Raw genomic sequence first — 20,896 nt, 5'->3', positions numbered from 1 at the left:
TGCATTGTCATAAGCTGTCATATTCCCTTGACGCAAGGACTTAAGCTTTTGTTGCATAACTCATTCATCTCTTCATCTATAGAAATGTAAGTAATCTGTACCTGACACTCCGCTTTCGGTACAAAAACATAAGTTGCTGTCGCACAGTAAAGATTTGCTGAATCAAGTAAAACACCAAATGACTAATAACCGATTATAAACTTTCAACTAAAACAAAGATAACTCGTGAAGGTTTTCAATTCTTCATGCAGAAGCATTTAATAGCCACCCTAATAGGAATGGATATGTAGATTAACAACAAAATGGGTATCTTCTGTCTGACTGAAGATTCATACTAGCATTTCCATGAAATTTAAGATAGACTTCTATTCTACCAAAGGAAAGGATGATTGACAAAATTGCCATTTTACCTATATTTTTAGAAAAGGATTGTCTTGATGATGGGAAGCTCGTGTCAAATAGCCTAACCTCAGTGCAATATACATATCGAAACCCTTGAAAAAATAGTTATCTTTTGTATTGAATTCAAGGAACGTCATGAAATCTCCTTCCTGACATTGTAGATTATCAAGAAAAAGTGTAAAATACTTGTTACAAACTATTAGTACCAAGTGATGAATTACCAATGAAAGGAGTCCAGCTATGTTAAATGGACTTATTATTTTATGTGCTTATCTAATTGGCTCTATACCTTCTGGATTATGGATAGGTAAAATTTTTTATAAAACAGATATTCGTGAACATGGTAGTGGTAATTTGGGTGCCACGAATACCTTCCGTATCTTAGGAAAAAAAGCAGGAATCGTCGTAACCATTATGGATGTTCTAAAAGGGACAGCAGCTGTATTGCTAGTAGCATTGCCGATATTTTCTGAGGTCTCCATACACTCATTAATTCTTGGACTTATAGCGGTTATTGGTCACATGTTCCCTATCTTTGCAAATTTCCGCGGAGGAAAAGCTGTAGCAACATCAGCTGGTGTTCTCTTAGGATATTCATGGCCTTTATTTGTCTTACTTTTTATTACATTTATTGTAACGTTAAAAGTCACAAAAATTGTAAGTTTAACTTCCATGATTGCCGCTTTAGTAGCACTTATTTATTCAATCGTTTATTATTTTGTTACAGGTGATTTTGCGTTAAGCATTTTAGTAGCATGTTTATTCACCTTTATTATTTATCGTCACCGTGCAAACATTGGCCGCATTAAAAATGGGACCGAGCCAAAGGTGAAATGGCTGTAGCAAAGAGAGGAGCATTCTAATGAATATTGCACTAACAGATGAAGCCCTGCATTGGTTTAAACGAGAAATGGAAGTAGAAACAGGCGATACCATTCGTTTTTATGCAAGATACGGAGGTTCTAGTCCATTTCACGAAGGCTTTTCTCTTGGTATGACTCGTGAGGAGCCAATCGAGATTGGTGTCAAAACAGTGATTGATGGCGTTACCTACTATATTGATGAAAAAGATTTATGGTTTTTTGATAGCCACAACCTACATGTAGATATTGATGCTACAAACGATGAATTAAAATATGACTATCGTAAATAAAGCCGTGTTTCCTTTCGTTTATACGAAGGGAACACGGCTTTTTCATTTGCCGCAAACTAAATAGAATAAATTTCTATCTTTGTTTATCTATCCTGATATTTGTCCATTCTATAGGTAGTGAATGCACGATTGGAGGAGGAAAGAAAATGTCCGTTTCAAAAAGTACAGATGCCTCCCAACCAAATTCCAATGATGAACTCCTATTTAGTTCACTTTCGAGTAATGTAAAATTGATTCGAAATACACTTGGAAATAGTAATGACCTGATTATACGAGAAATTACCATTGGAAAAGCTGAGAAACACACAATCGCAATTGTTTATATGGATGGCTTATCTGATAAAACAACCATTTCGGATACTGTTATTGATAAGCTCATGCTCGATATGGTTGAAGTAAATGGCTCAGATACAGATATAGAAACTATTTATCAGTATATAAGAGAATCTTGTTTGACAGTCGGTGATGCAAATAATATTTCTCATTTCTCAGCACTGTACACTGCTATTTTGAATGGTAATACAGTTATCTTATTAAATGGAGTTACCACTGGTATCGTAACAAGTACAAAAAGTGCTAAAGATCGAGAGGTTACAGAGCCTACAACAGAATCTGTGATTAGAGGACCAAGGGAATCCTTTACTGAAACATTACGCACAAACACAGCCCTTATCCGCCGAAAAATTAAAAGCCCTAATCTTTGGATAAAATCTCGTGTGGTTGGAGAGGTAACACAAACAGATGTAGCCGTTATGTATTTAAATGGCATTGCGAATGACAAAATAGTGGCAGAGGTTCTGACACGTATAGACCGTATTAATACTGACGGCATATTAGAAAGTGGTTATATCGAAGATTTTATTCAAGATTCTAAATTCACAATGTTTCCAACAATTTATAATTCTGAACGGCCTGATGTTATTGCTGGAGAATTGTTAGATGGGAAAATTGCTATTTTAGTGGATGGTACACCCTTTGTGTTGGTGGTACCTGCTTTATTTACATCTTTTTTACAATCTGCAGAGGATTACTATCAGAACTGGATCATCAGTTCACTTATTCGCTTACTAAGATTTTTAGGAATAAGCCTTGCGTTGGTAGCACCATCACTTTATGTTGCCATCACCACCTTTCATCAGGAAATGCTTCCAACCGCTATGCTTATTAGTATTGCTTCCCAACGAGAAGGAATTCCTTTTCCCGCAGTGGTTGAAGCACTTATTATGGAGATTGCATTTGAAGTATTACGAGAAGCGGGTCTTCGTATGCCAAGAACCATTGGACCTGCCGTATCCATTGTAGGGACCCTAGTCATTGGTCAAGCTGCCGTTGAAGCAGGAATTGTATCAGCTGTAATGGTTATTATTGTGGCATTAACAGCGATTTGTAGCTTCCTATTCCCTGCCTATGGCTTATCGAACACCATTCGAGTTCTACGCTTTCCATTAATGGTTGTAGCAGCAATGCTAGGTTTATTTGGTGTTATGTTTGGAATAATGATGATTATCCTACACTTATGTAGTATTCGATCTTTCGGTGTGCCCTACTTCAGTCCATTCGGGCCATTAATTTTAAAAGATCAAAAAGATGCGTTAGTATTATTTCCACGTAGAGCTTTATTGACTAGACCACGCTTAGTCAGTCAAAAAAATACCGTTAGAGGACGTAAATATTCGGATACGAAAAAAAGAAATAACACTAATGTGTAAACGAGGTATGGCATATGTCAAAATTCAGCCTAATTTGTTTCCTACTAATCCTACCTTTGCTACTAAGTGGTTGCTGGAGTAAGCGTGAACTAAATGAATTAGCAATTGTCCTAGCACTCGGAATTGATAAGGTCGATGATGAATATGAGTTATCCATTCAAGTGGTAGATCCTAGTGAAATTTCTACTAGACAGCCTTCTACTGGGCGCACTCCTGTGATTACCTATCACGCAACAGGAGAAACCGTTTTTGAAGCTATTCGAAAAATGACAACGTTAGCAGCTAGGAAACCCTATTTTTCTCATCTTAGGATTGTTGTTATCGGTGAGGAATTAGCGAAAGAGGGAATAAACGAGGCACTAGATTTAATTTCCAGAGACCATGAATTCCGAAATGATTTTGATGTCATCATCTCTCATCAGGCAAGTGCTAAGGACGTTTTAAGTGTGTTAACACCCATTGAAAAAGTACCAGCCAACAAAATGCTAAATTCTTTGAGAGTGTCCGAAAAAGTTTGGGGCTCCACCATTTCCATCAATATTGATGATTTAGTTAATACTTTAAACAATAATGAAAAAAGTGCCATCCTTTCAGCTATTGAAATACATGGTGATCCAAAATTAGGAATGGATCAGACAAACGTCAAAAGAGTGAAGACCCCAGTACTGTTAAAGTATGCTGGTTTGGCTATCTTTAAAAAAGATAAATATATCGGACTTTTAACAGAAGATGAAAGTAGAGGACTTAGCTATATTAATGACAAAATAGATAGCACGATTGAAATTATCGCTTGCACAAATGGAGGCACTCTGTCAACCGAAATTACCCAATCAACTACCAAAGTAAAAGGTCAATTTAAAAAGAGCTCTCCTCAGATAAATGTGCATATAGACGTAGAACAAAATGTTGGAGAAGTTGAATGTAATATGAAGCTTTCTAGCAATAAATCCATTCATTATATAAATAAAAAAACTGAGGAAGTTATTAAACAACAAGTTGAAAAGACAATTAGAACTGTTCAGCAAAATTATCAAGTGGATGTTTTCGGCTTCAGTGAAGTACTTCATCGTTCAAATGCTAAACAATGGAATAAAATAAAAAATGATTGGGAGACAATTTTCCCTGAGCTTCCTATTAACGTTGAGGTTCATGTTAATACACAAGGATTAGGAACAATGCAAAACTCATTATTACACAAGTCCAATAAGGAGGAGTAAAGCCATGGTAATGACGCTATTTATTCTTGTTATTTCGTCTATAATTGCCTTTGCCTTTATCCCAAAATTAAATAAGAAGAAAGAAACGAAAACGATCATAACTTTTTCAATTCTTTTATTACTTGCTGCTGCATTAAATATTGGAGTCGCATTAAAGCTTAAGATTCCAAGTCCACTTGACTTTATCACGTTTATTTTTTCTCCAATCAAAGATCTAATTGTTTCACTTACAAAATAAAGAAGAAGGGGTTACTCATAATGGAAAAAGAAATCATTAGTTCAAGACAATTTATGATCATTACCCTTCTCTTTTCTATTGGAACTGGCATATTAATTATTCCTGCTAATATAGCAAGTGAAGCAAAGCAGGATGCATGGATTGCGGCAATTATCGGAGTTGCAATAAGCTTTCTCTTAGTAAAGCTATATATTTCTTTAGGAAAACGCACACCTTCCCTTACATTCATTGAGGCAAATGAAAAAATACTTGGTCGCATTTTCGGAAAATTTACAGCAATCGGCTTTATAGTTCTTACCTTGCTTTCCTCAGGTGAACTATTATATTTTATTGGTATTTTCATGAAAACAGAAGTGATGCCAGAAACACCTACTATGGCATTTGCATTGCTGTTTAGTATCATCATAGTGTATGCTGCCTTTCTTGGCATTGAGGTATTTGCACGATCTGCAGAGATTCTATTCCCTTTTTTTATCTTGATTTTTATCATCTTTGCAGTATGTATAACACCTCAAATTAGTTTCGATAATGTACAGCCAATCTTGGAGACACCTAAAAAATCAATTTTATTTAGTATTATTCGATTTATGAGTATTTTTTCTTTTCCACTAGTTGTACTGTTAATGCTTTTCCCATCTGCCGTAAATGTTCAAAAGTCTGCACAAAAGGGATTTTACATTGGAGCGATTATCGGTGGTATTGTCTTAATTGTACTAATTACCTTATGTATTCTTGTGCTAGGTCCCTCCAATACCGCCTCTCGTACCTTTCCTAGCTATGCATTGGCGCAAAGAATTTCTATCGGTAATTTTTTACAGCGTATTGAGATTATTATGGCAGGCATGTGGATTATATCTATTTATATTCGAACGTTCATGTATTTTTACGCCTCAGTCATTGGTATAGCGCAGATATGTAAGATACAGGATCATCGTCCACTTATTTTTCCACTTGGTTTATTAATGATTGGTCTTTCACAAATTGTTCATCCTAATATCGTTCATTCCAATGTCTACAACAATGAAATTTGGCCAATATTTTCTGCTATATTCACCATTATTTTGCCGTTAACCTTACTGATCGTTGCGATGATCCGCAAAATAGATGGGCATTCACAGGGTGAAAATAGCAGTGAAGTTCAAACAACAAGCAAAAATCATGCGCAGAACTATAGTGAGAATAAAAGCAATAATGATTCAGAGGGAGTTAAGCAAAGTGATTCTAAAAATGAGGCACAAAATGAAAATAAACGTGAAAATGATAGTAAGCCGCATACTAAAAATGAAAATGTTGTAAAATCTGATCAAGGTAAAAGTGAACATTAAAAATGATGACCTTATATTTTATCAGGTCATCATTTTATCATTATTTCGCTTTAATACCGTTGAATAACGTTTCAACAATTAACAATGCAGCTGAGTTTTTGGCAATATTCCCCTCCTGCACTTGCTGCCACATAGTAAATAGGAGTGAATATAAGACATTAAGCATCCATTCGCTACTCATATCCTGACGTAAATAACCTTGGTTTTGTAATTGGATAATCGTCTGTCTAATAGGCTCCTTAAGCTGATCTTCAGCAGCCAAAAGTTCTGAACTGTAATTTACGGAGCATTCATGTGCAAGAAAATAAATTTTATCTCCTAACGGAATTAAAGCCTCAACAAGCTTCGGGATATAGGATTCCAGCTTTTCTTCATCAACTGGTATTTCATTCATGGTATCACTGACAACCTGAACAGCTCTAAAACCTAATTGCAACATCAATTGTTCCCTGCTTTCAATATAACGATGCAATGTAGCGATACCAATGCCAGCATAGTTAGCGATGTCAGTTAAGGAGGCAGTCGGCTTTTCGACTAGAAGCTCTGTAGCTGCATCTAATATAGCATGAAGCCTGGCCTCTTTTACGTTTTTCATCATGCTTCACTTCTTTCCAAAAATAAGGTGAATACTAGATAGTGTTTACTACCAATTGATACAATTGTAGAATACAGGACACTGGAATTCAACCTACTTGCACATCGTGAAGGCTGTTCTTACAAGGAAATAAAACATTTTGCATTACAAAGAATATCACTACCCATTCTGGACCCAGACATCCTTAACATAGTTTCCTCTATACTGATGCTGCTCTAACCAGGCTTTTGCCTTCTTTTCCTCTACTCCTTTTTCAGATTGATAGGCATACTGCAACATAGCCTCTACAGCTGGTGCCATGTAATTACCATCTCCACAAACATATAATCGTCCATTATTATTTAACATTTCGATAATATTTGAGGCATATGGCACCATTAATTGCTGCACATAAGCTTTCTGTATTCCATCTTTACGAGAAAATGCCGTATGAAGTGTCACAATCCCATCCTTTTCAAACTGCTCAAGCTCCTCACGATAAATAAAATCAGCATCATTTCTACAGCCGAAGAAAAGATGTGCTTGCCCAAGTGAAATTCCTCGCTGTTTCATCGCAGCACGAGCCTGTAAAAAGCCTCTAAATGGTGCTATACCAGTTCCTGGTCCAACCATTATGATCGATGTAGACGCATCCTCTGGCAGCAGGAATCCTGAATCAGCTGAACGTATAAATATCACCAGCGATTCACCTGGTTGACACTGTGACAAATAATTTGATGCTACGCCATGATAGTCCCCCCGCCCACTCCAGGCTGCTTCCTGCAGGACACCTACTGTAATACTAAGTCGTTCAGGATTTTCCATTGGTGAACTAGAAATGGAATAATATCTAACCTTTAAAGGCGGTAGTAAAGCTATAAATTTTTCAAACGGTAATTCACAGGCATCATACATTTCAAGGAGCTCTAGCATAGATAAGCGTTTTTTTAATACCTGCTCCCTATAAATATCTTCCTGTAATAGCTGCTCTAATTCACGTTTATGCGGTGGACACTCTGTATACGCTGCTAGCTCTCGTATTTGTATACGACTAGCTGTCTCCTGCAATTCAACACTTGTCGCAAGCACTTCGTATAAGCTGACCGGATAATCATCTGTAGGAAGATGTGATCCATTTCCATTAAACGAAATGAGTAGCTGATCATTTGCATTCAATTTAAATCGACGAAGAACTCGATGGATTAGCTTGCTGCTATTCTTAGGTACCACTCCAAGATGATCCCCCTCCTGATAGCTAAGCCCCTTTGGCAATGCAATTTCAATATGACGTGTACTCCGTTTACTATTGGCTGATTGAAGCTCTTCATTTTTTATAATTGATGCATAGCAGGCGCCATGTTTTAATGCAAGTGGTACCGTTTCTAAGCCTTTTACAACTTGAATAGACAATTTAGCTTGTTCCTGTAGCATATTGTCATCTATAGTTAAATCAAATGTCTCTTTCATAGTCTGCCACAGCTGCTCTCGCCAGTGCTCCAATTGCTTTTCAAAATCTGCACTTGCGTCCGCTTCCCCATGTAGCAAAATTCTTGTAGCCCCTTTAATGGCAAGCTGTTGATCTATCGTTCGAGGTACCTTTTGATACGTATAATGCCAATTTCGATCTCCACAGCCAAACACAGCATAATTTACTCCTTGTAGGCTATTCTCATTACTATTCTCTAGCCATGCAAGAAACTTTCGAGCATTTCTTGGAGGATGACCATTATAAGAAGAGCAAACAATCAATACAGCGCCCTCTTTAGGTAATTTTCCAGCATACTCATCTAGCGAAGCTACTTCACTGTGAATACCATACAAAATAGATTCGTCTGCTAACTGTTTAGCAACTCTTTCTGCTGTTCCCAAATCAGAGCCATAGAGGATTAACAAAGACATTTTTGCATTCTCTACACTGAGTTTTGGTAAAGTATGCATTTTTTCTAGTCGCTGAGGTGCTACTGTTGTTTTCTGGTTAATTACTCGATTACGCTGCTTTACTCGAATTTTAAAATCACCTGGCTTTATCGTAAGAGTTTGCTGTATTTTTAATTGATAATTATCATAATCAATTAATTCAAAACGCTGTAAAATCATTGCTAACACCAAAGTTGCCTCATGAAGGGCAAATTGCATGCCGATACAGGCACGCTGACCATTTCCAAACGGTTTAAAGGCATGTGTAGGAATATTCTGAGGATCTTCAAAGCGCTCTGGATAAAATTGTTCAACATTTTCACCCCACGCATTTTTATCACGATGAAGCTGCGGCAGAAGAACACTAATATTGTCTCCTTTTTTAATCAAATACTTGTCGCCAATCACAGTATCCTCTTTAGCATAAAGCTCAAAGCCAGGTGCTGTTGGCCATAAACGTAATGATTCATTTAAAATTAGACGAATGTACTTTAGCTGTAAAATCTGTTCATATGTTGGTGTTTCTTCAGTCAATACTTGATCAACTTCCTTATAAGCCTTTTCTAGCACTTCAGGATGCTTAATTAAAAAATAGAGGGCAAAGGATAGCAATCCACTTGTTGTTTCATGTCCGGCTATCAAAAATGTAATGATTTGATAGCGAATATTTTCATCGCTCAGCGTTTCTCCTGTGTCAGGATCTTTTACATTTAACATTCTGCCTAGTAAATCTATCTCCTCCTGCATACCTCTTGTCTTTCGCTCCTCAATAATTTTATCTACTAATGAAAACATTGTTTCAATATCTTCGTTAAATTGACGCCTTGTGCCAACCATCATCAGATTTTGTATCTTTAATCGGGAACTTTTTAACATGGCTTCATTTAAAGCACGAACCATACTCATAATAAAAGGGCTATGTGTTTCTCTATAAAAGCTATTAAAACGATAGTTGAAGCCACATAATCCAATGGTATCTAGCGTTAACCGTGTCATATCCTCTGGGACATCAATTTCCTCCATCGGATTCAAACGTTCCCATTTTTGTATCAGCTGTGTAGCAATATCCGTCATCATAGAATGATAATCCTTCATAGCCTGTTTACTAAACGTGGGAAGTAGGATATTATGTGCCTTTTGCCAGTTCAGCTCAGTTGTTCTGCTTGTAAATAAGCCATCACCACCAAAAGCACGAACATTTTCTAACTCACTATAAATCTGCTTATCAAAACGTGAAACATCACAAACATCAGCTACCAATTCATGACCAGATATTACTAAGCTAGTATAACCTGGGATTTCTAATCGATATATCGGCCCATACTCTTCTGCAAGCTTACAAAGTGATAATGTTGGCTGCTCTTTATCGATTAAGGGCAAATGGCCAAGTGGACCAAATGTTTTTGGTTTTGGAACATCTTCTACACTTATCATCATGAATCCCTTCTTTCAGTAAAATAAAAATGATAGTTAAATCTATCATTTGATAAAATAATATACCAAACATTAAGTAGAATTCAACTTTTTAGAAATTATCCAAGGGAAAAATGGCAGTATTTGTGAACAAAGAGTGAAATAGCAAAAGCCCAACCTCTCACTCTAGTAAGTTGAGACATTGGGCTTTTTGCGGATTTAAATTTAACTAAATATGATATTCAATTTCATCAACGAAATCCCATTCATATGGTGTTTCTTGATAAACATAGTAATTCAGCCAGTTTGAGAATAGCAAATGGGTATGGGCACGCCATGTATTAATTGGCTCATGTGCTGGGTCGTCATTCGGGAAATAGTTCACCGGTACAGTAATATCTAACCCTTTTGCGACATCTCGATTATATTCATCTGCTAAAGTTGTTGCATCATACTCAAGATGACCTGTGATCATAATGTTTTTATTATCCTTGGACTGCACAATAAATACACCTGCATCCTCTGAATAGGACAGTAAACGTAAATCAGGATGATTGCGTACTTCATCAATAGAAACAGATGTATAACGAGAATGTGGTGCTGTAAATAAATCACTAAATCCACGCACTAAGTCGACTGTTAAATCTGTAATGACATGCGAATAAACACCTGAGCATTTTGCTGGAAGTTCAACCTTCCCGATTCCATAATGATGATATAAAGCAGCCTGTGCCCCCCAACATATATGTAGGATAGATGTCACGTTTTTCTTAGACCAATCCATAATTTGTGAGATTTCCTGCCAGTAATTCACTTCTTCAAAAGCCATCTTCTCTACAGGTGCTCCTGTAATAATCATTCCGTCAAAGCGGCGATGACGAATTTGTTGGAAAGTCGTGTAAAATAGCTGTAAATGTGATTTACTAACATTTTTTGATTCATGTGTTGCTGTATTTAAAAATGTAATATTGACTTGCAGTGGCGTATTCCCTAGCAAGCGCAGTAATTGCAGCTCTGTTTTCTCTTTTTCAGGCATTAAGTTGAAAATTAATATATTTAATGGACGAATTTGTTGTGTATTCGCACGATCCTCTTCCATCACGAAAATCTTTTCCTCTCGTAAATGTTCTCCAGCTGGTAAGTTTTTTGGAATATTAATTGGCATCTTGCATTCCCCTCTCTTTTATTTCCCTCTTCAAAATCAAGTTTACAATGACACTTTTTATGAAATTAAAAAATCCCCCTTATTCCATGCGAGATAGAATGAGGGGGATTTTCACCACGTTCACTCTTATCTCTCAAAGGAAAAAACCTTTGCTGGAATTAGCACCTTTCTAACATTTGTTAGAGGTTGCTGAAGCGTCATCGGGCCAAATCCCTCAGCTTCTCTTGATAAGATTATTTAATTAAAATGAATTGTAACATGAACTATTAAGAATATCAATAAAACATAGAATATTTTGTCATTACTATGCATGTTTAGCTAAATTTTGATGAACACTAATCATCATAACAACATATGAAATTTTATGGTAAACATGCTGTGATTATGTTAACATATACCTTTAGTAACAGAGAGGAACGTGAATAGCTTGATTAAAATTGAATTTCCTAAACCAGATTTAGTGATTCGCCAGCGTGAGCAAGATTTAAAGCCTGGTGATGTACCAATTACACCATACCATGGTTTTATTGACTTCCATAAAATCACACGAGACAAAGGTGGCATCTTCTTATTTTACAATGAGAAAAATGAGCTTTTATTTGTCGGTAAAGCGCGTAAAATTCGTCAACGTATAAAAAAACATTTTGAAGACAATGTATCACCTATGAAAAATCATCGTCAAGAAATTTTCAAAATTGAAGTTTATGAAATAGAAGATCCAATGGAACGTGAAATTTACGAAACGTATGCCATTAATGTTTTCCGCTCTAGATATAATGTTGATAAAGTATTTTATTAAAAAAGAATCTGCTTGCCTCTAAAGGCAAGCAGATTCTTTATTTTTTACTCTACAAAAAATGCTTTTCGTTCTTTCGTAATCCATTCCTCAAGCTCATGATCATCTCGTCTTAGGAGACGATTAATAAGGACATCATGCCAAATATAATCCTCTAATAAATAAATGTGAACCGGATCATTCGTAATAAAAGCAGTTTCAAGATTTGAAGGAGAATGTCCATAAATCATCTCTTGACCATCGATAGACAAGATAAACCAGTGCTGTGTAGAAGATTTTTTCGTATAATATGTCATTCGATGCATATCGATGGATGACACAGGTTCATGCACATATAGTGTAATACCGTGAACAGGAACTTGTTCAGCCACCAATAAAATATCCTCTCTCAATGCTTCATACATCTCTTCCCACATAGAAAGAAGTACCTTTTTCTCCGCTTTCTTTAATAATGACTGACAATAATTAATAATGGTCTGCTTCCCTTTTAACATTAACACTTTAGGCTCCGCTTCCTGCTCCTTAGTTTCTAATTTTTCTAATTGGTCACTAATTGACGTAAAATTCGATTGCCAGCGCTGTTGAATTTGCTGTAAAAACATAGCAACAGGAATGGAAGAATAAGTTGTTTGATCAGCAGCCTCCTCTTTCAGCACTAATCCTTTTTCAACGAGCACATCCAGTATGTCATAAACTCTTGCTCGAGGAATACCAGAGTTTTTGCTGACCTGATAAGCACTAATATGGCTCTTTTGGACAAGTGCCGTATAGGCCTTTCCTTCATATTCTGTAAATCCTAGCTCTTTTAATTGGGCGATTAATTCATCCATCCAATCCCTCCATTTCCTTTATTATAGAATAATTTGATGAATAGAAGCTAATGAAAAAAATAGTCTTTACAGCGAAATAAAAATTAGTTACTATTTCAGTAGTAACTATCTAATGAGGTGTCAACATGCTTTTTGAAGTAGATGTAAATGTAGTAATTTTATTGATTGCGTTTGGGTTTCTCGCAGCCTTTGTAGACTCTGTGGTTGGTGGTGGTGGCTTAATCTCATTACCTGCTCTTTTGTTTGCGGGTTTAAATCCTGCAGCAGCCGTTGCAACCAATAAGTTAGCGGGGACTATGGGTTCTTTAACCTCTACGATTTCCTTTTATCGTTCAGGACAGTTAGACATTCGTTCTGTCATAAAATACTTTCCACTAGCCTTTGTCGGATCGTTATTTGGCGCATGGACTGTACATTTAATCAATCCCTCGCTACTCAAACCAATCATGCTCATAATGCTAGCAGGGGTAACAGTTTATACGATTTTTAAAAAGGATTGGGGCTCTGTATCCGCTGTTAAAACATTGTCTCCTTTACACTTGGCTTTATTTATGTTTTTGCTATTTAGTATTGGGTTTTATGATGGATTTCTTGGTCCAGGTACTGGATCATTCTTAATCTTTAGCTTTCTACTTGTTGGCTTTGACTTTTTAAAGGCTGCAGGAAATGCAAAGTTTTTAAATTTAGCAAGTAATTTTGCGGGTCTTTTAATGTTCGTCTACTTAGGACATGTTCATTTTGCCTATGGTTTCATAATGGGCATCGCTCAAATTGCTGGTGCGATGGTAGGTTCACGTGTAGCCATTAAAAAAGGTAGCGGTTTTGTACGTGTTTTGTTTATTATTGTGACCATAACATTATTAACAAAAAATGCATATGATTACTTTGCCCATTAATAGACATGAAAAATGCCGTGAACGAAAATTCACGGCATTTTTCTAGTTAAATAAATAACTTATCTTCCTTAAATTTATGGCTTGTTAATAAACTTACAATTACAAAGATGAATAAAGAAGCGACAATCGGGATAGTCACGGTATGCATTCCGAAGATGGACGGGTAAAAACGATCAATAACAATATACAAGATCATGCCTGAAAACATTGACGCAATAGCACCGTACTTATTAGCCTTCTTCCAATAGAGCCCCAATACAACTGTCCAAATAAAGACTGCCTCAAGTCCACCAAAAGCAAATAAATTCAGCCAGACTAATAAATCTGGTGGATTCAAAGCAAAAACGATAACGGCTAAACCTATAACAGTCGTGACAATAAAGCTAGCTCGCTTAATTTCTGTATCATTAGCTGTTGGTTTTATATAATTTAGATAAATATCCTTCACAACAGTAGAGCTTACAAGCATCAATAATGCGTTGACTGTTGACATTGTGGCCGCCATTGGTGCAGCTAAGACAACACCAGCTAGAAAAGGCGGTAAAACCTTTAATGTCAGTAGGGGCATTACCTTATCCCCAATCTCAATTCCTGGTAAAACTGGACGAGCTAAGACACCAATTAAATGCATCCCAAACATGATTGTCCCAATGGCAATAGTGCCAATGATAATCGCTAAATGCATGCTTTTAGAATCTTTATAGCTCATAGCACGAACTGCGATTTGTGGAAGCCCTACAACTCCAACCCCGATTAAAATCCAAAATGTAGAAACATATAATTGTGTTAAATCACCCTCTGCTCCAAATGGAGAGACAAAATTTGGGTTTTCTGCGACAAGGGATGTCATAATTTGATCGATGCCTCCACCGGCGATAATTGTCCCAATTAATAATATAATCGTTCCAATGACCATAATAGAGCCCTGCACAGTATCTGTTAATGCTACAGCACGAAAGCCACCTATAATGACATACACTAACACAGAAATCGCAAAGATAAAGAGTGCTACTGTGTAATTTAAGCCTGTTAATGATTCAATAAGTCGTGCGCCACCTACCCATTGTGCCATCATAGCAGAAAATAAAAAGACAATAATACTAATAGCGGATAAGATCACAATCACATGACTTTTATAGCGCTCTCGTAAAAAATCAATTAATGTAATGGCATGATAACGTCTTGCAAGAATGGCAAATTTTTTCCCTAATATCATGAGCACAAAATAGCCAGCAGGAAGCTGTGCCATTGCTAATAACACCCATCCTAGACCTTTCGTGTAAGCAACACCTGGACCACCAATAAAACTACTTGCACTACCATATGTAGCTATCATGGTCATAGCTAAGAGGAAACCGCCCATTTCACGACCACCTAGAAAGTACTCCTGTAAAAATGAATTGGAGGAACGTACATGCCTATTAGCCCAGACACCAATGCCAAAGATAATGACTAAAAATAATAACAGTGGAAAAATAACTTGCCAATGCATTATTGATCCACCTCCTCATCCTCAAACGGTACCTCTTTGAAAAAGAGTTTCATGACAAACCAAATGAGAAGTATCATAAAGCCTGTCCCTGCGATACAGCTATAGAAAAACCATGCAGGGAAACCGAAAACATACGTATAGCTTGTCGGATCACCAGAACCTAGTCCATAGGCAAAGCCAAACCAGATCGCAAAATTGACGATGACAAGCACCACACCAATAAGCGCCTCTCGATGCGCAACTTTAAAACGTTGATCTTTCAAAATAAAGTCCCCCTAACCTACTCTATTTTACTGATATGTATTCATTATGGGAACCTTTGAGAAAAAATAATTGCTAGTAAGATGAAGATTATCGCTTTTATTTTTTTAATAATATTCCACCCATTTGCTATTCGATAGAATTCATTAAATCAAAAAAGTATTTTGGCTCTTGCGTTTGATACAGTTTAAACCATGCATGCAATGTTTCAGGTGCAAATACACCGAGCAATTTCAATACATGCATTGTAAAATCCAAAGGAGCTATTCCTGATGCAGTAATTAAATTTGCATCAGTTACAGCCGGTTCCATTGCATAATATTTTTCTCCACTATAATTAGGACAAACCATTTTCAAATATTCTAGATGATTGCTTGTGTGTCTTTTAGAGTCTAGTAATCCCTCATTTGCCAGTCTCACAGTTGCACCACAAATTGCAGCAACAACCATTCCTTCTTTTAAAGATTTAGATATCTTTTTCAAGATGGGGTCATGTATTGATTCTAACCAGGTATCTCCTCCTGGAAGAACAAAAATATCCGAACTTGTTAAAATACACTCTTCAATAGAAACACTAGGTATTATTTTTAATCCTCCCATTGTCGTAACAGCATTTTTATCAATGCCTACTGTAATCACCTCTAAAGGTGCTAGTTCCTTTTTAAAATACCTCCCTGAGTTAAGTTCAGCAATTAAATAGCCTACCTCCCAGTCTGACATTGTATCAAATACATAAAGATACACCTTTGCATTCATAATAGACACTTCCTTTCTAATTAATAAATCCTATTATAAAAAAACTTCACTGACATCCACTGTCAGTAAAGTTTTCAGTTTGATAATAATTTATTTGTTCATATAGAAACTTGAGAAAGCTAAAGCACTTATATATCATAGTCATAGCTTCCATCGTATTTCCCGACTATAATTGTGTAGTGTAGTGTTGTGTGTAGCAGATCACCCATTACAAGTTTGAACTATTAGAATGTATTCGTTTCAAAACGTACTTATTGATTAATAGTCAAAGTACTAATCATATATTCCCCATTCAAATCAAAAGTAATGACTATCCGAATGTCCAAATATGTAATCATACACATGTCTTTTTTGTACTTGAATAGTTTCAATATAATTCAATCTAGTTAAAAGTTTCTCAACAATTGATTTTGGCGCATTAAGATACGTTAGCTCCTATTTAAATCTACCTAAAAAATCATCTTTGTTCATTGAATTAATATAAATATATTCTTTGGTTTATTTAGAACATAAGTATAACTAAAACATCCCAACATCCATAGGTACTATCCAAAAAGCACCCTCAGTTGAGAGTGCGAAATTATTAAACTTTAAATTAGTCAAAATCAAAAGGATTAAGCGAATACTTGTTAAAAATACCATATACATGCCCACAGTTATTACAAAAAGCAACATTAAACCATGGTTGTCCATCTTCTGATTCTTCAGTACTATCTTCAGATACTATGTGTTCTAATCCTTCAATTTTACATTCTGGACACTTTGGCTTTGCCATAAAATTCACTCCTCTCATCTACACCAATTCGACTAAAGGAAGTAATTCCCTGCCGATTTAGACAACAAAAATAACGCTAAGACTATTCAGGCTTTTCTGTTTGTACAGCCGTTATTGGCAAAACACTATTGTTGATATATAGCTCCACCAATATTCACAAAGTTGATTTTAGATTGTGTAATATGGGAAGGGTGCAAAGTGAACATGAATAACTGAATAACCGTTGATACATCAATGATTTAGGAAGTCTCTCCCCAATATATATATGCAGAATACTGCATATATATATTGGGGCTGAATGGGGCTAATTAAAACTAGGCGAGCGAGTGTATAGGTATATCATGTGTGAATAAGGGGCTACCCTGCAAGTCTCTAAATAAAAAGTTCGACTTGGAAAACTACTCGTTCTCCAAATCGAACTTTTCCTTTTGGCTGAAATCAACGAGTCGGAAATTTAAAGAATATGAGCGATACTTTTTTTATTGTTTATCTGTTTCCTGCAATTTTTACTTATAATATTTATTTTTTAACGATAATTTACTAAATGATTACTCTCCTACAATAGTTATAATATCCTGCTGCGATGTAATTTACGGTAATATCCACTGAAAACGTCATCTCGCCCGGTTCTCGTTGATATTAACACTTGATTTTATTGATGATATCTTGATAATATTGTTTGCCATATTCATTGTTAGACTCTTCTAATTTTTTATTAAAATATTCTATGGCCTCATTTTTATATTGTTCCGGAATTTTTTCTAAATACAAATCCATTATATTTTCAAAAGAACTTTCGGCTACTTTTTTGGGGGACATTTTTTTGACATTCATAAAATATTCCCACTTATTATCATAGTTTTCAAAATGTTTTAATCTAGGCAGGAATATCGCGACATAAGGTCCTATGTTACTTTTATCGGAATTTTCCAACATGAATTCGTAAATCTCCTTTGTTTCCGGAAGATCATATCTCTGAATCATATTCCCAATTGCTGAAACAAGCAGAACTACAAGTTTAGTATTATCCTTATGCTTAATATAGATATCAAGAAGGTTTTTAGAAAACTTCAGATCATTAAATATATCTTGATAATAAATTGAAACCTCTAACCTGGGTGTTTTCTCAAACTCTTTTATAGCAAGAAACAGCTCTTCATCACTCAATTTATGACAATTAGAAATTTTCTCTTTTAATAGGCTAATATTTGCAATATTTTTTTTAGTGTCCATATTGTTCTATCATCACCATTTTCCTTTATTATACCACCTTTATATTTTTGCTTTCACAACGTGCAAACCAATCATTAATCCTTTTTTCTAACAATAAATAAGCATTTGTAGTATATTTCTTGGAAATCACTAACAACGGTTCGGATATTGAGCTGCATATGTAACTCAATGATCTTCAAGTAAAGCACCCGATAGTCTGATAAAGAAGATATACGAATTAAATTTGTACTTCGCACATTAAAGCATGTGTATTTCCTTCAGTATCTTTAAAGAAAATCATCCACGTTTCGCTCTTTCTTTTTGTTCGTTTATCAATGTTATTTACATTAATTTGAACAAAATTACCTGCATTTACTGATAAACCAACTGGACTGTACCCTCGTTTCATAGCAATATCATCACCAAACATATAGGCTGATACTTCTCCAAAACCTTTAGTCTTCCGTCCTTTTTTTATCACTTCGATTGAGTACTACATCTCTTCTTTATCAAAATCTGCAATCCAAGGCCCTATCAACTCTTTCCCATACATCTCTTCAGCAAAACATTCGGCTAAACCTTCCAATACTATATATTCTTCTACAGTCACGTCACCGTGATTAAATGGTTTACGGTGCTACATAATGTGATGTTTAAAAATCCATCTTTTCTTAAGATAATTTCAATCATCTCCGCAATAGCACGTTCATCCTCTAACACTAAAATTGACACATCTTGCATTCTATCACCTACTTTTAAGATTTCTTTAAGACAGGCATTATTTCACTATAAGCTTCACCAAGTACACTATGTATAAGATAACCAATTAAGGAAATAAAACGCAATGACAACAAACAGTGCATGGACAAATTGGTCATGGAATGGGTAGATTAAGAAGAAAGGACAGATATCACATGAATAGTGACATCAGAGAGGTTTAAAGACATGACACATTTATATGGTAAATTATGTTCTTTTAATATCTAATTTCATTTCAATGTTAAACATTAAAACGAAGCTACATCATATTCGAGTGGTGATGGAATCTGTATTAGATAAAGGGGTTCGATTTAGAACTGACAATTAGCATCTTTTTGAACATTTTTTGTGTAGAAAATGTGTAGAAACTTTTCATTTTCTATCCTTTTCTAACGAATTCTCAAAAATAGGAAAGCGCTTCAAACCCTCGATACTAAAGGATTTGAAGCGCTTTTCAGTTGATTCAAACTTATTTTATCTAAACCTTGTTACGTCCCTTAGATAAACAGATTTTATTTTTTATCTGTCTACCGAATAGGGAGCATATCAAAATAATTGAGTACCTGAGCTTTTTCAGAAAGGAACTAATGTGTGTAGAGTAATAGTTTAATCACTCTATTGGCAAAGCATAATCAGGCTCTTTTCCAAACCACACATGTGAATAGTTTCCATTAATTCCTACACCCATTACTGTTAACGTGGACCAACTTCCAGCACTGATAATGACATCGTTATGTCCCGTAGAATTTTTCCACATGTCAAGCGCCATTGAAGGACTTATACCAATAGAACTAGCTGAAATTTCGAAGCCATTTCCATTGTAAGACGTTAATTCCCGTGGTTTATCCCACATTTGTTTTGCATACTGGTGGTCGCTTGTGTAACAAATCGGTGACCAAGAACCATTGCTAGACCAGCTATGTAAGTTACATTTAATTCCCCGCTGATCCGCCCCTTGTGATGGAGAATAATTATTAGAATCGATTACATGCGCCCTCGCTACTGTAGTTAATGACCTTGAAATTATGAATGGTTTCAGTCCTAATGATTCTCGGTATTCATTGATTAATGTTGCCAATTCTTTTTCTTCATCTGTTAAATATTCTAAATCTATTTTGTATGGCGTTTTGGTGATTATTGGCTCTTCAACAGATTCCTTCTCTTTACTAGCATTTTCATATTTATGCGCGCGTGCTAAAAATGCTGAAATATGACCTCTAGTTAAATTGTTCGAAGGTCTAAATGTCCCATCCTCATAGCCATTCGTAATTCCTGCTGCAACTAGTTGTTGGACCGCTTCATATGCTGTGCTATTTTTAGGAATATCTTTAAAAGTTTGTTTGCCACTTGGTAAATTAAAGGCTCGTGCGATGAAAGTAGCCATATGACCACGTGTAACTTTTACGTTTGGCTTAAATGTGCCATCTTCATAGCCCTTAATAATCCCTTGTTCAACTGCAGACTGGATATAACCGCTATTTGGACTATGTTCAGGTACATCGCTGAATTTTGTAGGTCTTTGAGTACCACTAAGTCCGACTGCTTTTGCTATCAAAACCGCAACTTCCTCACGCGTTACAATATCGTTCACGCCATATGTTTTCGTAGGCGCTACGATTCCCCTCTCTAACAAATACATTATATCCTCATAGTTACTATGCTTCTCAGAAACATCACTAAATTGAATCAAAGCCGCATGTACGTTTCCTATAGGCATTAAAACAAATGCTAAAAATACTGTTGTAATAAAAGTAATTACTCTCATATTATTCCTCCTTTCCTTTAATACTAACAGAAGGTTATTTAATTTCCCAATTCATTTTTTAGTAATTTTTGAAGGAATAGATGATGAGCTAATTACTAAATATACCAATAATATAAATAAAAAATGACCAAGAACTAAAGTTAATTGAGTACCTTTTATCAGTAGTATTTGAATACAAAATCTCATTATCTGTACATGCCACTAACAGTGAACCTAATATTGCAATCGGAAAATACTTTAT

21 protein-coding genes and 1 riboswitch are annotated in these 20,896 nt (G+C 35.6%); of the genes, 8 read left to right on the top strand and 13 right to left on the bottom strand.

Annotation, left to right across the window (positions count from 1 at the left end):
* Positions 1–642: 642 nt before the first annotated feature.
* The 6 genes from plsY to ACQKIM_RS13245 all read left to right on the top strand — a co-directional run bounded on the left by plsY (position 643) and on the right by ACQKIM_RS13245 (position 6,044).
* Positions 643–1,245 carry a glycerol-3-phosphate 1-O-acyltransferase PlsY gene (plsY, locus tag ACQKIM_RS13270; protein WP_427544609.1) on the top strand — a complete coding sequence of 201 codons (603 nt, stop codon included), beginning with the start codon at positions 643–645 and terminating at the stop codon, positions 1,243–1,245.
* Between the two features lie 19 nt (positions 1,246–1,264).
* Positions 1,265–1,555 carry a HesB/YadR/YfhF family protein gene (locus ACQKIM_RS13265; protein ID WP_427544607.1) on the top strand — a complete coding sequence of 97 codons (291 nt, stop codon included), beginning with the start codon at positions 1,265–1,267 and terminating at the stop codon, positions 1,553–1,555.
* Positions 1,556–1,701: 146 nt separating this feature from the next.
* The gene (locus ACQKIM_RS13260; RefSeq protein ID WP_427544605.1) at positions 1,702–3,264 is read left to right on the top strand and encodes a spore germination protein; all 1,563 of its coding nucleotides are present in this window, start codon (positions 1,702–1,704) and stop codon (positions 3,262–3,264) included.
* Positions 3,265–3,278: 14 nt separating this feature from the next.
* Complete coding sequence (locus ACQKIM_RS13255; protein ID WP_427544603.1) at positions 3,279–4,481, top strand: Ger(x)C family spore germination protein; 1,203 nt, start codon at positions 3,279–3,281, stop codon at positions 4,479–4,481.
* Positions 4,482–4,485: 4 nt separating this feature from the next.
* Positions 4,486–4,719 carry a hypothetical protein gene (locus ACQKIM_RS13250; RefSeq protein WP_427544601.1) on the top strand — a complete coding sequence of 78 codons (234 nt, stop codon included), beginning with the start codon at positions 4,486–4,488 and terminating at the stop codon, positions 4,717–4,719.
* Between the two features lie 20 nt (positions 4,720–4,739).
* Positions 4,740–6,044 carry a GerAB/ArcD/ProY family transporter gene (locus ACQKIM_RS13245; RefSeq protein WP_427544599.1) on the top strand — a complete coding sequence of 435 codons (1,305 nt, stop codon included), beginning with the start codon at positions 4,740–4,742 and terminating at the stop codon, positions 6,042–6,044.
* Between the two features lie 40 nt (positions 6,045–6,084).
* Here ACQKIM_RS13245 and ACQKIM_RS13240 read toward each other — a convergent pair whose 3' ends face one another.
* The 3 genes from ACQKIM_RS13240 to metA all read right to left on the bottom strand — a co-directional run bounded on the left by ACQKIM_RS13240 (position 6,085) and on the right by metA (position 11,113).
* The gene (locus tag ACQKIM_RS13240; protein ID WP_427544597.1) at positions 6,085–6,639 is read right to left on the bottom strand and encodes a TetR/AcrR family transcriptional regulator; all 555 of its coding nucleotides are present in this window, start codon (positions 6,637–6,639) and stop codon (positions 6,085–6,087) included.
* A 159-nt stretch (positions 6,640–6,798) separates the two neighbouring features.
* Positions 6,799–9,972, bottom strand: coding sequence for a bifunctional cytochrome P450/NADPH--P450 reductase (locus ACQKIM_RS13235; protein ID WP_427544595.1), 3,174 nt, complete (start codon positions 9,970–9,972; stop codon positions 6,799–6,801).
* Between the two features lie 205 nt (positions 9,973–10,177).
* The gene (metA, locus tag ACQKIM_RS13230) at positions 10,178–11,113 is read right to left on the bottom strand and encodes a homoserine O-acetyltransferase MetA (RefSeq protein WP_427544592.1); all 936 of its coding nucleotides are present in this window, start codon (positions 11,111–11,113) and stop codon (positions 10,178–10,180) included.
* Between the two features lie 123 nt (positions 11,114–11,236).
* Positions 11,237–11,347, bottom strand: a riboswitch (SAM riboswitch).
* A gap of 193 nt (positions 11,348–11,540) precedes the next feature.
* Here metA and ACQKIM_RS13225 point away from each other — a divergent pair.
* Positions 11,541–11,912 (top strand): nucleotide excision repair endonuclease, encoded by a 372-nt coding sequence (locus tag ACQKIM_RS13225; protein ID WP_427544590.1) that lies wholly within the window; start codon positions 11,541–11,543, stop codon positions 11,910–11,912.
* Between the two features lie 44 nt (positions 11,913–11,956).
* On the opposite strand, the gene ACQKIM_RS13220 is transcribed toward ACQKIM_RS13225, so the two are convergent.
* Positions 11,957–12,739: a TrmB family transcriptional regulator gene (locus ACQKIM_RS13220; protein ID WP_427544588.1), complete on the bottom strand. Its 783-nt coding sequence runs from the start codon at positions 12,737–12,739 to the stop codon at positions 11,957–11,959.
* Positions 12,740–12,864: 125 nt separating this feature from the next.
* On the opposite strand from ACQKIM_RS13220, the gene ACQKIM_RS13215 reads away from it, so the two are divergent.
* The gene (locus ACQKIM_RS13215; protein ID WP_427544586.1) at positions 12,865–13,635 is read left to right on the top strand and encodes a TSUP family transporter; all 771 of its coding nucleotides are present in this window, start codon (positions 12,865–12,867) and stop codon (positions 13,633–13,635) included.
* Positions 13,636–13,681: 46 nt separating this feature from the next.
* On the opposite strand, the gene panF is transcribed toward ACQKIM_RS13215, so the two are convergent.
* The 9 genes from panF to ACQKIM_RS13170 form a co-directional block, all read right to left on the bottom strand.
* Positions 13,682–15,127: a sodium/pantothenate symporter gene (gene panF, locus ACQKIM_RS13210; RefSeq protein ID WP_427544584.1), complete on the bottom strand. Its 1,446-nt coding sequence runs from the start codon at positions 15,125–15,127 to the stop codon at positions 13,682–13,684.
* Positions 15,127–15,390: a YhdT family protein gene (locus tag ACQKIM_RS13205; protein WP_427544582.1), complete on the bottom strand. Its 264-nt coding sequence runs from the start codon at positions 15,388–15,390 to the stop codon at positions 15,127–15,129. The genes panF and ACQKIM_RS13205 overlap by 1 nt, the downstream gene beginning before the upstream one ends.
* A gap of 127 nt (positions 15,391–15,517) precedes the next feature.
* On the bottom strand, positions 15,518–16,147 hold the full coding sequence (locus ACQKIM_RS13200) for a type 1 glutamine amidotransferase family protein (RefSeq protein WP_427544649.1): 630 nt from the start codon (positions 16,145–16,147) through the stop codon (positions 15,518–15,520).
* A gap of 592 nt (positions 16,148–16,739) precedes the next feature.
* Positions 16,740–16,919: a transcriptional regulator gene (locus ACQKIM_RS13195; protein WP_427544580.1), complete on the bottom strand. Its 180-nt coding sequence runs from the start codon at positions 16,917–16,919 to the stop codon at positions 16,740–16,742.
* A gap of 639 nt (positions 16,920–17,558) precedes the next feature.
* A complete protein-coding gene (locus tag ACQKIM_RS13190) occupies positions 17,559–18,152 on the bottom strand; it encodes a hypothetical protein (protein WP_427544578.1) in 594 nt (197 codons plus the stop codon).
* Positions 18,153–18,369: 217 nt separating this feature from the next.
* Positions 18,370–18,540 carry a hypothetical protein gene (locus ACQKIM_RS13185; protein ID WP_427544576.1) on the bottom strand — a complete coding sequence of 57 codons (171 nt, stop codon included), beginning with the start codon at positions 18,538–18,540 and terminating at the stop codon, positions 18,370–18,372.
* An 84-nt stretch (positions 18,541–18,624) separates the two neighbouring features.
* Entirely contained in the window at positions 18,625–18,741 is a 117-nt protein-coding gene (locus tag ACQKIM_RS13180) for a DUF2268 domain-containing putative Zn-dependent protease (protein WP_427544573.1), read from the bottom strand.
* Entirely contained in the window at positions 18,738–18,872 is a 135-nt protein-coding gene (locus tag ACQKIM_RS13175; RefSeq protein ID WP_427544571.1) for a hypothetical protein, read from the bottom strand. The genes ACQKIM_RS13180 and ACQKIM_RS13175 overlap by 4 nt, the downstream gene beginning before the upstream one ends.
* 628 nt (positions 18,873–19,500) lie before the next feature.
* Complete coding sequence (locus ACQKIM_RS13170) at positions 19,501–20,655, bottom strand: S-layer homology domain-containing protein (protein ID WP_427544568.1); 1,155 nt, start codon at positions 20,653–20,655, stop codon at positions 19,501–19,503.
* Positions 20,656–20,896: the final 241 nt, after the last annotated feature.

Origin of the sequence: Lysinibacillus sp. NPDC047702, assembly GCF_050272555.1 — a bacterium.
In the GTDB taxonomy this organism is placed as follows: domain Bacteria; phylum Bacillota; class Bacilli; order Bacillales_A; family Planococcaceae; genus Lysinibacillus.
Note: the sequence above shows the minus strand (reverse complement) of the source record. Positions and strands in the feature narration are given on the sequence as shown.

Excerpts from the sequence above, each read along its gene's own strand:
- ACQKIM_RS13260 (WP_427544605.1), top strand. The coding sequence starts at position 1,702 with ATGTCCGTTTCAAAAAGTACAGATGCCTCCCAACCAAATTCCAATGAT.
- ACQKIM_RS13195 (WP_427544580.1), bottom strand. The coding sequence starts at position 16,919 with ATGGCAAAGCCAAAGTGTCCAGAATGTAAAATTGAAGGATTAGAACAC.
- ACQKIM_RS13220 (WP_427544588.1), bottom strand. The coding sequence starts at position 12,739 with ATGGATGAATTAATCGCCCAATTAAAAGAGCTAGGATTTACAGAATAT.
- ACQKIM_RS13245 (WP_427544599.1), top strand. The coding sequence starts at position 4,740 with ATGGAAAAAGAAATCATTAGTTCAAGACAATTTATGATCATTACCCTT.
- ACQKIM_RS13190 (WP_427544578.1), bottom strand. The coding sequence starts at position 18,152 with ATGGACACTAAAAAAAATATTGCAAATATTAGCCTATTAAAAGAGAAA.
- panF (WP_427544584.1), bottom strand. The coding sequence starts at position 15,127 with ATGCATTGGCAAGTTATTTTTCCACTGTTATTATTTTTAGTCATTATC.
- ACQKIM_RS13265 (WP_427544607.1), top strand. The coding sequence starts at position 1,265 with ATGAATATTGCACTAACAGATGAAGCCCTGCATTGGTTTAAACGAGAA.
- ACQKIM_RS13215 (WP_427544586.1), top strand. The coding sequence starts at position 12,865 with ATGCTTTTTGAAGTAGATGTAAATGTAGTAATTTTATTGATTGCGTTT.
- ACQKIM_RS13185 (WP_427544576.1), bottom strand. The coding sequence starts at position 18,540 with ATGAAACGAGGGTACAGTCCAGTTGGTTTATCAGTAAATGCAGGTAAT.
- ACQKIM_RS13240 (WP_427544597.1), bottom strand. The coding sequence starts at position 6,639 with ATGAAAAACGTAAAAGAGGCCAGGCTTCATGCTATATTAGATGCAGCT.
- ACQKIM_RS13255 (WP_427544603.1), top strand. The coding sequence starts at position 3,279 with ATGTCAAAATTCAGCCTAATTTGTTTCCTACTAATCCTACCTTTGCTA.
- ACQKIM_RS13170 (WP_427544568.1), bottom strand. The coding sequence starts at position 20,655 with ATGAGAGTAATTACTTTTATTACAACAGTATTTTTAGCATTTGTTTTA.
- ACQKIM_RS13235 (WP_427544595.1), bottom strand. The coding sequence starts at position 9,972 with ATGATGATAAGTGTAGAAGATGTTCCAAAACCAAAAACATTTGGTCCA.
- ACQKIM_RS13250 (WP_427544601.1), top strand. The coding sequence starts at position 4,486 with ATGGTAATGACGCTATTTATTCTTGTTATTTCGTCTATAATTGCCTTT.
- metA (WP_427544592.1), bottom strand. The coding sequence starts at position 11,113 with ATGCCAATTAATATTCCAAAAAACTTACCAGCTGGAGAACATTTACGA.
- ACQKIM_RS13175 (WP_427544571.1), bottom strand. The coding sequence starts at position 18,872 with ATGCAAGATGTGTCAATTTTAGTGTTAGAGGATGAACGTGCTATTGCG.
- plsY (WP_427544609.1), top strand. The coding sequence starts at position 643 with ATGTTAAATGGACTTATTATTTTATGTGCTTATCTAATTGGCTCTATA.